At 57.7% G+C, this 15194-nt stretch carries 10 protein-coding genes; 4 read left to right on the top strand and 6 right to left on the bottom strand.

Going from position 1 to position 15194, the window contains the following annotated elements:
- The first annotated feature begins 483 nt into the window (after nt 1–483).
- The 3 genes from JRJ26_11570 (at nt 484) to JRJ26_11580 (ending at nt 2914) form a co-directional block, all read left to right on the top strand.
- Nucleotides 484–1329 carry a transporter substrate-binding domain-containing protein gene (locus tag JRJ26_11570; protein MBW2058123.1) on the top strand — a complete coding sequence of 282 codons (846 nt, stop codon included), beginning with the start codon at nt 484–486 and terminating at the stop codon, nt 1327–1329.
- A gap of 153 nt (nt 1330–1482) precedes the next feature.
- A complete protein-coding gene (locus JRJ26_11575; GenBank protein ID MBW2058124.1) occupies nt 1483–2184 on the top strand; it encodes an amino acid ABC transporter permease in 702 nt (233 codons plus the stop codon).
- Nucleotides 2153–2914 carry an amino acid ABC transporter ATP-binding protein gene (locus JRJ26_11580; protein ID MBW2058125.1) on the top strand — a complete coding sequence of 254 codons (762 nt, stop codon included), beginning with the start codon at nt 2153–2155 and terminating at the stop codon, nt 2912–2914. The genes JRJ26_11575 and JRJ26_11580 overlap by 32 nt, the downstream gene beginning before the upstream one ends.
- Before the next feature lie 159 nt (nt 2915–3073).
- Here the strand turns inward: JRJ26_11580 and JRJ26_11585 are convergent, their stop codons facing one another.
- From JRJ26_11585 to JRJ26_11595, 3 genes are all read right to left on the bottom strand, one after another.
- A complete protein-coding gene (locus tag JRJ26_11585; protein MBW2058126.1) occupies nt 3074–3817 on the bottom strand; it encodes an amino acid ABC transporter ATP-binding protein in 744 nt (247 codons plus the stop codon).
- A 91-nt stretch (nt 3818–3908) separates the two neighbouring features.
- The gene (locus JRJ26_11590) at nt 3909–4781 is read right to left on the bottom strand and encodes an amino acid ABC transporter permease (protein ID MBW2058127.1); all 873 of its coding nucleotides are present in this window, start codon (nt 4779–4781) and stop codon (nt 3909–3911) included.
- Nucleotides 4782–4785: 4 nt separating this feature from the next.
- On the bottom strand, nt 4786–5634 hold the full coding sequence (locus JRJ26_11595) for a transporter substrate-binding domain-containing protein (GenBank protein MBW2058128.1): 849 nt from the start codon (nt 5632–5634) through the stop codon (nt 4786–4788).
- 271 nt (nt 5635–5905) lie between these two features.
- On the opposite strand from JRJ26_11595, the gene JRJ26_11600 reads away from it, so the two are divergent.
- Complete coding sequence (locus tag JRJ26_11600; GenBank protein MBW2058129.1) at nt 5906–6178, top strand: hypothetical protein; 273 nt, start codon at nt 5906–5908, stop codon at nt 6176–6178.
- A 39-nt stretch (nt 6179–6217) separates the two neighbouring features.
- On the opposite strand, the gene recD is transcribed toward JRJ26_11600, so the two are convergent.
- From recD to recC, 3 genes are read right to left on the bottom strand one after another with little or no spacing between them, the layout of a single operon-like run.
- Nucleotides 6218–8074, bottom strand: a complete 1857-nt coding sequence (gene recD, locus JRJ26_11605) for an exodeoxyribonuclease V subunit alpha (protein MBW2058130.1) — start codon at nt 8072–8074, stop codon at nt 6218–6220.
- A gap of 29 nt (nt 8075–8103) precedes the next feature.
- A complete protein-coding gene (recB, locus tag JRJ26_11610) occupies nt 8104–11796 on the bottom strand; it encodes an exodeoxyribonuclease V subunit beta (GenBank protein MBW2058131.1) in 3693 nt (1230 codons plus the stop codon).
- Complete coding sequence (gene recC, locus JRJ26_11615) at nt 11783–15049, bottom strand: exodeoxyribonuclease V subunit gamma (GenBank protein ID MBW2058132.1); 3267 nt, start codon at nt 15047–15049, stop codon at nt 11783–11785. Before recC ends, recB begins: the two co-directional genes overlap by 14 nt.
- Between the last annotated feature and the right edge of the window lie 145 nt (nt 15050–15194).

Below are 15194 nucleotides of genomic sequence, written 5' to 3' on the forward strand. Positions count from 1 at the left end.
GAGGGGTACCCGGACACCTCGCAGCCTTCGCTCCAGAGCGATTCTCGAGTGACGACCGACCATACCCGGGGTTTCCTCCTTTCCCGGAGGAACCCCCCTATACGTTCCCTCCTGCTGTCGCGGGGAGGCTCCAAGGGCCGTTTTCTCTTTCCGTGATCAGACTTCCTGGTTGTTTCAAATAGTTGGAGAATACCTGCAGGGGAAAGCGAGGGAAAACCAGGCAGACAAATCGGTTGACATTATTTCCAGATCCTTTATAAAGGAGAGGGAAGATCTGGGAACCTTTTCGGGGAAGCGGAGAAAGGGACGGCCCTGTCATGGTTGTCTGGTTCTCGCGGAGGGAGGTGGGAAACTTCGGGACAGGCCTGATTTACCGGATAAGGGCATAGAAAGGAGGTGAGGAGAAAAAAACAAAGGGGGAGGTCCAGGGGTTCCGGTCTCTGGACGGTCTTTTCTTGGAGAATAAGAAAAAGGAGGTTTAGCATGAAAAGGGTGTTCTTTCTAGCTTTGGCTGTCCTCTTTCTGGGCTCCTTTGTCGTGGGCTCGGCCATGGCCATCACCACCGAGGAGATCGCCAGGGCTTCCACCCTCGAGGAGATCCTGAAGCGAGGTGAGCTTCTGGTGGGCCTGGAAGCAGGATACCAACCTTTCGAAATGCAGGACGAGAAGGGAAACATCGTCGGCTTCGATGTGGACATGGCCTATGAGATGGGCAAGGCCATTTTCGGCGAAGGGGGAGAAAAAAAGGTCAAACTGATCAACACTGCCTGGGAAGGTATCATTCCTGCCCTGATGACTCACAAATTCGACATCATCATGTCAGGAATGACGATTCTCCAGAGCCGCAATCTAAAGGTAAACTTCTGCGAGCCCTACTACTACATCGGCCAGTGCCTGCTGATCAACAAGAAGGACAAGGACAAGTACAAGAGCTACAAGGACCTCAACAAGGAAGGGGTCATCATCACCAGCAAGCTGGGGGTTACCGGCGCCTTCACGGCAGAGAAGATGATGCCCAAGGCGACCCTGCGACTCTTCAAGACAGAGGCAGAAGCCGGCCTACAGGTCGCAAACGGCCTTGCCGATGCCTTCATCTATGACGAACCACAAGTCAGGGTCTTTGCCGCCATGTACAAGGACAAAACCATGGGACTCTTCGAGCCCATCACCTATGAGCCCCTGGCATGGGCAATCCGTAAAGGTGATCCTGACTTCCTCAACTGGCTCAATAACTTCCTGAGGCAGGTCCGCGGAGACGGGCGCTGGGAGAAATTCAAACAGAAATGGTTCGTGGACTACTTGGGGGAAGTAGCCAAGAAAAAGAGATAAGCCGAAGGGGGGGATGCCGATGCATCCCCCCCGTTACTTAAAGAGGGGAGACTGACTTTGGGTTTCAACAAACGATCGATCATAACCCTTGCGGTTCTGGCAATAGTCGTTGCTTCGGTCTACTACTTTTTCACGAAAAAGGGGATCACCTACATGTGGCATTGGGGAGAGATCCCCAAGATGCTCTTTTACTACGGCACCAAATCCGCCACCGACTCTGCTCCCGGGCTCCATCTGGGCGTTCTGATGATCGGGTTCGTGCTAACCCTCAAGATCTCGATCATATCGATTGTGTTTGCGATCATCATCGGGACGATCGTGGGGATATGCAGACTCTCCCACGAACCCGTGACCAGGGGGATTGCAGCGGCATACGTCGAACTCATCCGCAACACCCCCCTTCTGGTGCAGATCTATATAATATACTTTTTCGTGGGCTCCATGCTCAGGCTCTCCGCCTTTACCGCCGGCACGGCTGCCCTCTCCATCTTTGCGGGTGCCTACGTGGGAGAGATCGTGCGGGCCGGTATTCAGTCGATTCACAAGGGACAGATCGAGGCCGCACGGTCCCTGGGCATGACTTACGGCCAGGCCATGCGGCACGTGATTCTTCCCCAGGCTTTCAAGAGGATCATTCCGCCCCTGGCAGGGCAATTCATCTCACTCATAAAGGACTCTTCCCTGGTCTCGGTCATCGCCCTGGCCGATCTCATGTTTCAGGGACAGCAGGCCGTTGCGAGAACTTACGATGCTTTTGAGATATACTTTACCGTGGCCTTCCTCTATCTCATCATGACCTTTACCCTCTCCATGGCCACCCAGTATGTTGAAAGGAGGCTTGCGATCAGTGATTGAGGTTCGCCATGCCTACAAGACCTTCAGGACTCCGGACCGCAAGGAGGTGAAGGCTCTTGTCGACTTTTCCACCCACATAAACAAGGGGGAGGTGGTGGTCATCATCGGCCCCAGTGGTTCCGGTAAGAGCACTCTCCTCAGGTGTCTCAACCGTCTCGAAGAACTCGACAGCGGGGAGATCATAATCGACGGCGTCAACATATACGACAAGGACGTCAACATGAACAAGATCCGGGAAGAGATCGGCATGGTCTTCCAGCTCTTCAATCTCTTTCCACACAAAACAGTCCTGGAAAACGTGACCCTGGCCCAGCAGGTGGTTCGGAAACGCACCAGAGAAGAGGCGACCGAAATTGCCCGGCAGTTACTCCACAAGGTGGGAATCCTGGAAAAGGAGAACGCCTATCCCTCCCAGCTTTCAGGAGGCCAGCAGCAGCGAGTGGCGATCGCCCGTGCCCTGGCCATGCACCCCAAGATCATGATGTTCGACGAGGCCACATCCGCGCTCGACCCGGAGATGATCGGCGAAGTCCTGGACGTGATGAAAACCCTGGCCCGTGAGGGGATGACCATGGTGGTGGTAACCCACGAAATGGGGTTCGCCAGAGAGGTCTCCGACCGGGTCGTCTTCATGGATGCAGGCCAGATCGTGGAGGAAGGTACGGCAGAGCACTTCTTCACCAATCCCATCCATGAGAGGACCAAGCTCTTCCTTAGCCAGATCCTGTGAGGGAGGATCGGATCCCCTGGAGGAGCCGGGCCCGGCCTCCACCGTGCCTTCCACTTGCCGGTTTTCTTAAGCACTCCCCGATCGAGGCCGGAGCGCAGGGCCTCTGAGGCCTTGAGTTCACTTCGTCAATGGAAGAATCAGCCTGAGCCTCCACGAGAATCAAAGAATATGGCTGAGAAAAAGGCGGGTACTCTCGTGGGATGGATCCTTCATGATCTTGTCCGGAGGGCCCTCCTCGATGATCTCCCCTTGATCCAGAAAGATGATCCGGTCCGACACCTCCCTGGCAAAACCCATCTCATGAGTCACCACGAGCATGGTCATCCCCTGCTCCGCGAGCCTTTTCATCACGCTGAGCACTTCACCGATCAGTTCGGGATCCAGGGCCGAGGTGGGCTCGTCGAACAGCATGATCTTAGGCTCCATAGCCAGGGCGCGGGCGATCGCCACCCGCTGTTTCTGCCCTCCGGACAGTTGGTCCGGATAGCTGTCCCTTTTTTCACTCAAGCCGACCCACTGCAGGAGCTCCTCTCCCCTGGCAACGGCCCTCTTGTGATCCTCCCCCTTCACGATGACAGGCCCCTCGATGATGTTCTCGATGATAGTGCGATGAGGGAAGAGATTGAACTCCTGGAAAACCATTCCCATCCGGGTGCGGATCTCGATGATCCTTCTTCTGACATCGGCCGTCCTCTTCTGCCCGATGGGAAGTTCGATCCCGTCGATCTCGACATGGCCGGACTGGGGTTCCTCGAGCATGTTCAGACATCTCAAAAAAGTGCTCTTCCCCGAACCGCTCCGCCCGATGATGACAACCACCTCTCCTCGAACCACCTCGGTGGTGATCCCCTTCAAGACATAGAGGTGGTGAAAATACTTCACAAGATCCTTTATGACTATGATAGGCTCGGGCAAGGGATTCTCTCCGTGAGACCCTCCAGTTTCCCCTCTCCTGCTCGGTTTGAGCCACCAGGCTCACTCTCGCGCCGCAGGGCTAGTGGGTCATCCCCGTTATTCTTCTCGTCCCCTTGGCCAGGTGGGTCTCCAGCCGGGACTGGAAGTACTGGAAGATGATGGTCACCATCCAGTAAAAGAGTGCGGCTATTATCAGGGTCTCCATATTACGGAAATTCTGCCTCCCGACTTTCGTCGCCCTGAAAAAGAGCTCCCACACGCCGAGAAAAGCCACAAGAGCCGAATCCTTGAGCATGGCGATGAACTCGTTGCCCGTGGGCGGGATGATGAGGCGAAGGGCCTGGGGAAGCACCACCCGCCTCATCATCTGGCTGTAAGTCATTCCGATTGAATAGGCCGCCTCGATCTGCCCCCGGCCGATAGACTGGATCCCGGCCCTGAATATCTCCGTCATGTAAGCCCCGTAGTTGACACCAAGGGCGATAATCCCCGCGGGGACCGCTCCGAGGACAATACCCATCTGGGGGAGGCCCAGATAGATCACGAATATCTGGACAATAAGCGGTGTGCCCCGGATTATGGAGACATAGAAAGTCGAAATACCGTAGAAAACAGGGTTCTTGGATAACCTCGCTATGGAGCCGAAAAGGGCGAGAACAGAGGCGGCGATGATCGAAAGAACAGAGACATAGACGGTCATTCCCACCCCTCTCATGATAAAGGGGAGGTACTTGACCATGAATGCGAAATCGAGGTTGAAGTGGTAGAAGACGAAGAGCAGGCCGGCGAATATACCCACCCACACCAAGGAGACCTGCACGAGGAACACCTTGCGTGCCCGCTTGGCCTCTTCGATATGTTTGAGTTTTGTTTGAGCGACTGCTACGCCTTCAGGGCGCGACTGAGCATCACCGATAGGTGCCGTCCTCCCTCCCGCGCAGGGCCGAAACACGATTCTACCGGGCCTTCTTGGTCACATCCATCCCGTACCACTTCATGGACAATTTCGTCAGGGTCCCATCCTCGTGCATGGCCCGGAAGATCTGGCTCACCTTCTCGATGAGTTCTGCGCTCCCCGGCCGCGCCTTGTCCGAGGCCGCGGCAAGAGGCTCGTAGTAGACGGGATTTCCAACTGGTCTGATGGGCATTCCCTTCTTGATCGCCTCGGTGACGACATAACCCGAAGTCAGAACCCCGTCGAGCCTGACTCCATCCCCCAGTGCCAGGTCCTGAACCGCCTCCATGTCTGTGGAGTACGGTCTCACCTTAGCGCCTTTCACCTGGTAGATGATCTTCTCCCCACCCCCGATGGTCAGGGTCTGGTTCGGATCCAGGTAGGATTCGTAGGTGGTCCCGCTTCCAACGCCGACGGTCTTCCCCCTGAAATCACTCAGAACGATGATCGTCCTGTTCGTCCTGTACACGGCGAACTGAGCGGGAGTGTAGTAGTAGGGGGTCGAGAAATCCACCACCCTCGCTCTCTCCGCCGTGATGGTCATGCTCCCGATGCTCAGATCCCATCGTCCCCCCCATTTGCCGGCCACAATCAGGTCCCAGTCAGGGGTGACGAACTTCACCTTCACCCCGAGCCGCCTTGCCACCTCTCTGGCCACATCGATATCGAAGCCGACAAGCTCTCCCTTGTCGTTCAGAAAGCTCTGGGGCGCGTAGTTGGCGTCCGTGGAGACCACCAGGACCCCTTTCGACCTTATGTCGTCAAGAACCCCGGCGGATGCCGACGCCGCCATCCATGACAAACCAAGAGCCCACAAAAACACCCATGCAGAGATACGCCGCCGCTTCATCGCCTTCCTCCTTTACCTGGATTTGTTTACCACAGGCCCACAATCCCCATCGACCTCCCCATTCTCAGCCAAAGCGGTCTTCCTTGTCAAGGAGAAAGTGGCCTGGAGTTTCCTGACCTCCCCGATCAAGGATTTTCGGAAAACTCCCGGGAAAGACCCCGCATCATCCCGGTCATTGACATTCCCATCGCGTTCGAGGTAACAAGACCTTAGGAATGGTCGGAATGGATCCGGGCATAGCTGAATTCCTAGGGGATTCAGGAAGGAGGAGATGATGAAACTGAACCCGAAGGCCCTGGCCTTGACCGGGGGCATTCTCTGGGCACTGGCAACACTTCTCGTTGGGGTTCCAAATCTGATCTGGCCGGGATACGGCACGGAGTACTTGAAATTCCTGGCTTCGGTCTACCCGGGCTATCACGCCACGGGTTCAGTCGGCGACCTGGTTGTGGGGATCTTGTACGCGCTGGTCGACGGCGCGGTCTGCGGATGGTTCTTCGGCTGGCTTTACAACACGGTGGCCGGGAGAGACAGCACCGCATGAGGAGCCGCCGAGACCAGGCTGCTCGTCCGATGCGTTCCCTCAAGGGGAGAAGGGATCGGATGGACCCGTGACGCACTCCCACAGGGCGTCCCGGAGGCCGGAGGTTCGTTCGGTCCGGCGAGAGACGGCACCACGGAAAACACTCTCCGGGCCCCACACCTCCACACTCTCCCTGGCGCGGGTGATGCCCGTGTAAAGAAGCTCCCGTGTAAGTACCGGAGAGTCCCTGTCCGGAAGGAGGAAGAGCACCCTATCGAATTCTGATCCCTGGCTTTTGTGAACGGTCATTGCATAGGCGGTTTCACTTTCCGGCAGCCTGACCGGGTTCGCCCTCTTCAGTTTTCGGTCCGGAGCGGGAAAGAATACGCGGAGCTCGCCGCCCGCCTCACCATCAGGCAGCATGATTCCGACGTCGCCGTTGAAGAGCTGGAGGTCATAGTCGTTTCTGGTAATCAGAACCGGGCGGCCGAGGTACCACTCCTGGTCAGCCTCGATGATCCTTTCCCTCTTGAGGATCCGCTCCACCAAGGAGTTGATTGCAGCGACACCGTAAGGCCCTTCCCTAAGGGCACAGAGAATCCGAAACCCATCGAATCGCCGAAAGGCCTCCCAGGGTTCATCGGTTTTCAAGTAGTCGTGAAACCCCTCTACTACCGGTTCCCTGAGGGCACCGGGCAGAGCTTCGGGCCTCGGCAGCTCTCTCCACCCAATATCTCCATATCTGCTGCCTGCAAGGAGTCTTGTCGCTCGATCACTGTCCCCGCTGTTCACTGCCCGGCTGAGCGCCCCGATACCGCTATCCCTCCCAAAGCGATAGCTCTCCTGAAGTTCAACAATACAGTCCTGAATCGCTGCCCCGTCCTCATCCACGAAGGGTATGTCGATCTCGCAACCTCCGACCCTTTTGAGCTCATCGGAAAAGCCCCTTGAAAAACCGTGGAAGGTCCCGGTATCACAGATGTCGCCGAGAACCGAGCCTGCCTCTACGGAAGCGAGCTGATCCCTGTCTCCCAGGAGTATCAGCCGGGCTCGGGGGTGAAGCGCCTGGACGAGTTTCGACATGAGGGCCAGGTCTCCCATGGAAGCCTCATCAACCACCACCACGTCGTGGGGCAGGGGGTTTCCGGCATGATGCCGGAAATAGGGAGAGCCTGAAACGCTTCCGAGCAGCCTGTGTATGGTTGAGGCCTCCCGCGGGATTGCCTCCTTGACCCCTTCAGGACAATCGAGCGTCTCCCTTACCTGCTCGATCGCCTGGTGCAACCTGGCCGCAGCCTTGCCGGTCGGGGCAACAAGGGCGATCCGGAGCCTGTCCGGCTCGGCCTGCTCGATAAGCAGTGCGAGTATCTTCCCAACAGTGGTGGTCTTGCCCGTGCCGGGCCCCCCGGAAATGACGGAAAACCTGCTCGTCAGGGCACTGAAGGCAGCCACTCTCTGCCAGTCGATCCCGCGGGTTTCGCTCCTTGGGAAGAAGCGTGTCAATCCCTGTCCGAGAAGCTCCGGATCGGTGTTCACGTAATCCCTGCCGACACGTTTCCGGATCTGATCCGCCAGTCTCTCCTGATAATCCCAGTAGCGGTACAGATAGAGCCTCGAGTGCTCATCAAGGACCAGGGGGTTGTATTCCCCCGGTGCGCCCACCACCGGCGACTCTCTCAGCTTCCTGCACCAGTCGGCCAGCCTAGGGCAGAGCAAAGCTTCCTCTCCCTGCTCTGGAAAGGGTTTGCCCTCAAGGGCAGAGAGATCGAGGCAGACATGGCCCTTTCTGGTGTACCTGCTCACCAGAGCCGCAGCAAGAGAGACCTCAGGCACATCCCGGCCTGCAAGTCTCGCCGTGAAGCGGGCAAAATAGATGTCCAGATGAGAGAACACCCCGCTTTGGTAAAGACGGCACAGAGCGTCTTTTTCCAAGATGCCACCTTGTTTCAAGATCCCGACTCTTCCGAAGGGACTCGTGGAGCCGTAAAGCCCCCTCCCGGTCGCTGGAGGCGATCTATCAGGGTCTCGCAGAGTGCCTTTACCAGTGCTCCTGACGGCCTGTCCCTGTAAATCCCGAAGCCCGGCCCCCTTTCCGGATCCACACCACGGAGGAAGACGTAATACACCCCTCCAAAGTGCCTTTCATAGTCATAGCCGGGCATGCGGAGGCCCAGGTACTCGTTCAGCGCCACGGTGTATATCCAGTACTGGAGTGTGTAGAGTTCCTCCCTCATGGCCCTGGCCAGGCGTTCCCGGCCGTAGTCTTCCACCCTGGCACCGAGGAAGTTCGACTTCCAATCGACCAGGTAGAACCGCTCCTCGAACCGGAAGACCATATCCATGAATCCCTTCATGAATCCCCTGACAGGGGAGAATCTAAGCCTCCCCTCAAACTCCGGCAATTCTGCCGGGAGATCGGATCCGGCGTACTCCCGAAAAACCCCTTTCAGAATATCCGGAGAGACGGATTTCAGTGGGAAATAGAACTCGAGTTCGTTGAGCCGATCCTTATTCTCGACGCGGGATAGGGTAAGGCCTTCCTGTCCCGGCTCGAGGGGCGTGGAAATCACCTTCCGGATCATATCGCAGAGGGTTTCCTCCCAAAATGATCCAAACCCGTATTCGGTGAGCTTGTCGGCAACGAGTCTCCTTACGGCAGAGCCGTCTTGCTCCGTAAAATCCAGATGCTCGAGCAGATCGTGAAGAAGCGTGCCTGCCCTCGCTCCTCTGGGAAAAGAAAAGATCCCTGAGGGTTCCTCCTCGATGGCCGGCCCTCCAATGGCCGCCAGATCCTCCCCATCAACCGGACGGACTGCATCACGATCCGCCAGTTCCGCAGTGTGCGGCTGGTCGAAGCCCGACAACAGGGAGGAGAAACTCGAAATCCCCCAGTTTCGATCTATCCTTCCGGCGAATTCCCGGCAGGTGAGTTCGAATCTGCCGGCGGGCGATACCCGATACTCTCTCCCCTCTTCCCTCTCCATCTCGGAGAGCCTGATGGTTCCACGGGCATTATCCTGGATGGCTTTCAATTCCCGGTAGACATCTCCCTCATCCAGGGTCGCAAACCTCTCTGCCGTCGCCTCCACGATCTCCTCCGCCTTCCCCGGGCCTGGTTGATGAAAAAGGTAAGCCAGGGCGGAAGTCTCCGCCTCGTTGAACCTTCCCCAGACGAGGTAACAACGGTTCCTTGCCCTGGTCAGGGCCACATAGAGGAGCCGGAGGTTCTCTGCCAGCAGTTCCTTTTCGGCAAGCCTCCGGTGCTCTTCGATCGTCTCAGACCCGAGATCGAGGGTCAGCCTCATGTTTTCCCGCTCATCATGGAAGGCAAAAGGCCCGCCCGTGTTTCTGACCCTCGACCCTTCCCAGCAAAAGGGGCAGAACACAACGGGGTACTGGAGGCCTTTGCTCTTGTGGATGGTCACGAGTTTCACGGCATTCTCATCGCTTTCCAGACGGAGCTGATGTTCCTCCAGCCGCGGAGTGCTCGAATCCCTCTGCTCCGAAAGCCATTTCAGGAGCCCGGCCATGCCGAGTCTTCTCTCCGCCGATACCTGTTGAAGCACCTCGACGAGGTGGAGGATGTTCGTGCTCCGGCGCTCCCCGTCGGGAAAAGCCATGAGCCGGCCGAGAACCCCTTGTTCCCACATAAAACGCCGGAACATCCTGGCAAAACCCCTCTGCCTCCACTGGTCGTGATACTCCTTGAACCTGCCCAGCCATCCCTCCAGTGCGGCTTGATTCTCCGGCCGATTCTCCAGCTCTTCTCCCCTCACCCCCATCATATCTGTGGCCAGGGCAGCCTTGAGGCGTCTTTCGTTCTTCGGCTCGACCATTGCCGCCAGGATCCTCTCCATCTCAAGGGCCTCGTCCGAGTCGAACAGGTTTGCCGTGCTGTAAAGAACGCTTCGGATTCGAAGCCCCAGGAGAGCCTTCTGCATCTGGCGGGCCTCCTCGTTTCTACGAACCAGAACGGCGATATCCCTCTCGCCCAGCGGCATCTCCCCCAAGAGAGCCCTCTTGTCTCTACCGAGTTGGAGAAGACGCGAGATCTCCGCTGCTACGGCCCTCTGGATAAGCTCCCTGCCCTCCGTTTTGGTCACAGGCTTTCCCCTGTCCGTGACCTTGTCCGCATTGAGCAACAACAGCCGAAAAGGGGGCTCGCTCTTACCGTCTATCACCAGCAGATCCCTGTCCTGCCCGGGTGCCGGTCTGGCCGGTTGGAAGCGGATCTCATCGTACACAAAGGGACGCTCCGGATTCGTGAAAATCGTGTTCACCGCGGTCACCAGGGCAGGTTCTGATCGCCAGTTCTCGCGGAGGGTGTATCGTCTCTTCACATCTCTTGAAGCCTCCATGTACGCGAAGACATCGGCACCACGGAAGCCGTATATGGCCTGTTTTGGGTCGCCAATCAGAAAGAGGATGCTGTTGCCGCCCTCAAAGACTCTCCTGAAGATCCCATACTGGATCGGATCCGTATCCTGGAACTCGTCGATGAGAGCCGCCTTGAATTTCCTGCGAACCGCCCTGGCAAGATCCTGCCCGCTCGGCCCCTCAAGGGCGCGGTGCAGGTTCAGGAGGAGATCGTCGAAGGACTGAACATTTCTCTCCCTTTTCCTCTTTGCGAGCTCCTCGCCGACGTACCGGAACAGTTCGGCCTTCAAACCCAGGAGACGCCGGCCCAAGACCTCATCAAGATCCCTCTTCTTCTTGGCGAGGTCTTCACAGAGATCGAAGAAGGGATGCGCCGGAACAGCAGAACCCTGCTTTGCCGACTCCCTGAGCACACTCGAGGTAAACTTCCCGAAGCCCTCGAAGAGTTCCGGATTGCTTCTGCCTGATGCCAACCAGGCGTCCATGCTCCGGATCCAGCCGGAGACCGCGGCAGGTCTGTATACCGATTTCTTGAGGCCTGGATGAGAGGTAAGAATACCTTCGATCTCCTCCCGTACCGAGGGCCAGGCCCTGCGAACCTCGTCGAAACAGCTCTGAAACGCGCTTTCCTGGCCGGAGGTATCCGGAATGTCAACCTCTGGGATTACCTTCACATAAGGCCGGCCCACACGACCACCCACCAGGGAGAGGAGACCATCCGGGGTGAATTTCCTGTTCATCGCATAGTTCGCGAACACCGGGGTGGCACGATAGAGGTGGCGGCGCCAGAAATCCTCCACGACCTCCCGTTTGATATCTTCCTCATAGGTCACCAGCTCGGTATCGAAGAGGCTGCCGCTTTCAAAGGCGTTCTCGCGGAGCACTGCCCGGCAGAACCCATGGATGGTGAATACCGCGGCCTGGTCGAAATCCCTCAGCGCCTCTTTGAGGACCTCCTGTGCCTGCACCGCATCGGCGTGGTTCTTTACCAGACCGTCGAGAAGCCGGTCTCCACTGCCCCCGGCAGAGAACGCAAGAGCGGCTTCCCTCAGCGTTGCCCGGATCCTGTCTCTCAACTCCTCCGTGGCGGCCTCGGTAAAAGTGACAACCAATATCTCCTTTACGGACAGCTCCTTCTCCAGGACGAGCCTGAGAAACAGCCCCGTGACAGCGTGTGTCTTCCCTGTCCCGGCACTGGCCTCGATGAGGTTTGTACCTTCAAGGGGGCTCTTCAAGAGATCGAAATGCTCAAATCCTGCCATCTCTTCTATCTGCCTCGTGTTCCAGGAGGGGTTCGAACACCTCCAGGGCGATCTCGCAGAATGCAGCCTCCAGTGGATCAACACCGGAAAAACAGAGCCGATAGTACGGATCTTCCTTTTCACCCCGTACCCAATCGCTCCCAGTCCACTGCCGGCGGGCTTTCTGGAGCGATTCGGCCTGGGATCTGCCCCTCCTCTTGACCCCATCTGCATACAGCCACGAAGACTCCGGGAAGAAACAGAGCGGCCTCGTCAATCCCTCCCAATACCTCCCAAGGAGCTTTCCAAGAATTTCCCGGCTGTTCTCAACAGGGCTGTATTCCCAGGCAGCCCACACCGGATCCTTACCCCTCTGTCTGTCCAGCCCCACCAGGATGCTGGTCCGGGGACAGCCGGCGGCCCCGGCGCTGTTGAGAACCAGGTGATAGACCCATATCTTCAACCGGTCCTTGGGCCTCACCCGGGCATAGCGGTACTCCACCAGCCTCCCTCCATAGATATTGTCGATTCTCCCAGTCAGCCTGAAGCCCGAAACTCTCAGGTCGACCTCGACAGGCTCGGGGGTCCTATCTCGCAGGCAGTCCCGGGTCTTCTCGACAAAAGCCTGAACGCCCTGACTGAGCCGTTCGTACAGGCACTCCCCCGCAGTCCCATGGGGAAGGCGACCCGAGGCCTTGACCGGCTGCAGAAAGTCCCCGAGGTCTCGCCCCGCAAATCCCCTTTCCACCAGATCCTGCTCCAAGAGATACCTTTCCAGACCCTTCAGCTCGAAGGATTCTCTCTCAGCGAGAACCTGCGCTTCCTGCTCAAGATAGACCCCCAACCGCCTGTTGAGCAGGAACCTTGCCGGGTTTGCGAGAAAGCCGCAAAGATCACCCACCTCAAGGGTCTTCCATTCCTCTTCGGGCTCGGCAAGCCCTTTGGAAATAAAGGGAACAGCCTCCCCGGCCTCCTGCAAGGCCCTGGCTGCCTGGAGGCTTTCCTTTGAGTAGCTGAAGAGCCTGCCGTCCTTCTTGAAATACTCTGGGCTGAAAGCCTGAAGCCTGTGCTTTGTAACGAGATGGTCCACCATTGTCTTCCCCGGGATCTCAAAACCCTGTTCCACGTAGTCCACCAGTTCACTCACAAGCACCGAAGGCGGCCTGAGGCTGTTGTCCTGGATGCTCTGCCCCACATAACTGATGTAGAGCCTCTCTCTAGCCGAGAGAATCGCCTCGAGAAACAGATACCGGTCCTCATCCCGGAGGGACCGGTCACCGGGCCGCGGGTCCTTTGCCATCAGGTCGAAACCGAGCGGCCTTGACTGCCTGGGATAGGCGTCCCCATTCATGCCCACAAGGCAGATCACCCTGAAGGGGATGCTTCGCATGGGGAGCATGGCGCAGAAAGTCGTTCTCCCGGTGATGAATCCAAAGCCGAAGCCCTCACCCTGCAACTGGGTCTCCAGATGCCACTTGATGACATTGATTCCGATCTCTTGGTCGAACACCCCGCCCATGGCCGAGAGTTCGGCCAGGGCCGCCCGTATTGCCTGCACTTCCCTCTCTGCCTCGTCATCGGGTTGGAAGAAGGCATCAAGAACCTCCCTCAGGGTGACCGCCCATTCATCCAGGGTCTGCGGCCTACCAAGAGACCTGGTGTGAGAAAAAAGCTCCTCCGCGAAATGGACAAACGCCCCGAGCACCGAGGTCTCGCTCCCCTCTACGTGGTCATAGGGGAGGACGCCGCGGAACATCTTCTCCTCCCCCCCGGGCATTGCATAGCCGAGAAGGAGCCTGTCCAGGCCGGCCCTCCAGGTGTTTTCCTGAAATTCCGGCAGCCCCAGCTCGCTCCGGCTCTTTCCGTCGATTCCCCACCTGATCCGTGTCTCGTCCACCCATCTCAGAATCAGGTCGAGATCACGCTCTGACAGACCGAACCTCCGCTGCACTGCCTGCGTCTCCAGCAGGGCCAGGACCTGTGAGACTCCGAACCGCCCACCCCAGAGCTCAAGAATCGCCAGGAAGGTCTCAACAATACCGCTCTCCTTCCTGATACTCCGGTCAGCAATGCTGAAGGGAATCCATCTCGGATCGTCTCTCCGGCGATCGAAGACGGCCTGAATATAAGGCGCATATGATTCAATATCCGGTGTCATGACCAGAATGTCTCTCGGCATCAGGGTCGGATCTTTCTCAAACAGATCGAGAAGGCTGTCGTGGAGGACCTCGATCTCCCGCATGGGACTGTGGCACGAGTGGATCTGGATCGACCTGTCGCTCTCTGCAATCCGTTTCTTGCCCTCTCTTGCTCCGTTTCGGTCTCTGAGGTTGAGAATGTCGGACTGGATGCAGGAAAGTAGATCCCCCTCGCCCGGATCCACGAACGCCCGAATCTCGTCACAGTCAAACCCGGTCACCAGATCAAAGAAATCCCTCCCCTGCCTGCCCATTGAGGCAAGCAGGCCGTTTCCCCTTTCCAGATGGAGGTCATCTCGAGAAAGACCCCGACCGGCCTGTCTGCCCGTGTTTTTTCTCATCTCCCGGTCGGAGAGGATGTCGCCCCAGTACTCGCCGCAGGGGTTCATGAGAAAGAGGTTCACTTCGCTGAACCTCGATATCGCGGCAAAGACCTGCATGTGAAACCGCGGGAGGGCTGAGATCCCAAACACGGAAACCCTCTCCGGCAGGCCCTCTATCTCAAGGGAAGGCCTCTCAAGGGCAGAGAAAAGGGCTTCCCCGATGGCCGCCCGGTGTCTGTCCTCCTCGCCTTTGGCCAGTTCTCTCCAGAGCACCGCCTGCCAGTGGTCCTCTCTGCCCTTTTCCCACCCGAGAATCATCTCCGGCCGGAAGAGCAGGTACTGGTCAAACATGTCGGCGATCTGCACCGAAAGCTGGAAGCGCTTGAGGTCTTCCCGGCCCCCTTCCAGATAGCTCCTGAGACTCTCAAAGCCGTCCCTGGTGATGCAGGAGGGTAGCAGCTTCATGATCTTCCATCTCATCACCCGCGGGTCAAAGGGCGAACGCTCGGGTAGAGACGGGACCACTCTCCGGGAGATGTCATAGACAAAGCGGTTCGGGAAGGGGAAACTACAGTTGGCACAGACCCCGTGGCGCCTGGCAAGTTCCATGGAGACCCAGCGCTCCATGCCCTTGCTCTGGACCACGATGATCTCCTTGGCCAGGGGCGAGCTCAGAGGTTTCCTGAGTACATCTGCCAGCGCTTCAACGAGGATCTCCAGGCGGTTGCCGGTATAGAGTCTCAGGAAAGCCATAGAGCTTTGCCTTGGAGCTGTCCGAATTGCGAAACCACCGATAGTCTTCTAAGAATAATCCTTAAAGGTCCCCACGTTCAAGCCGGTCCATCCCCTTCTCCGATCCGAAGGGAAAAGTATTAAACTCTCGCCGTGCTTCTGGTAT

The organism is Deltaproteobacteria bacterium (genome assembly GCA_019308905.1).
Classification (GTDB): domain Bacteria; phylum Desulfobacterota; class BSN033; order WVXP01; family WVXP01; genus JAFDHF01.

What these genes read in the sequence shown, in the direction of transcription:
- JRJ26_11580 (MBW2058125.1), top strand. Translation starts at nt 2,153, where the DNA reads ATGTTGAAAGGAGGCTTGCGATCAGTGATTGAGGTTCGCCATGCCTAC.
- recC (MBW2058132.1), bottom strand. Translation starts at nt 15,049, where the DNA reads ATGGCTTTCCTGAGACTCTATACCGGCAACCGCCTGGAGATCCTCGTT.
- JRJ26_11570 (MBW2058123.1), top strand. Translation starts at nt 484, where the DNA reads ATGAAAAGGGTGTTCTTTCTAGCTTTGGCTGTCCTCTTTCTGGGCTCC.
- JRJ26_11595 (MBW2058128.1), bottom strand. Translation starts at nt 5,634, where the DNA reads ATGAAGCGGCGGCGTATCTCTGCATGGGTGTTTTTGTGGGCTCTTGGT.
- JRJ26_11575 (MBW2058124.1), top strand. Translation starts at nt 1,483, where the DNA reads ATGTGGCATTGGGGAGAGATCCCCAAGATGCTCTTTTACTACGGCACC.
- JRJ26_11600 (MBW2058129.1), top strand. Translation starts at nt 5,906, where the DNA reads ATGATGAAACTGAACCCGAAGGCCCTGGCCTTGACCGGGGGCATTCTC.
- recB (MBW2058131.1), bottom strand. Translation starts at nt 11,796, where the DNA reads ATGGCAGGATTTGAGCATTTCGATCTCTTGAAGAGCCCCCTTGAAGGT.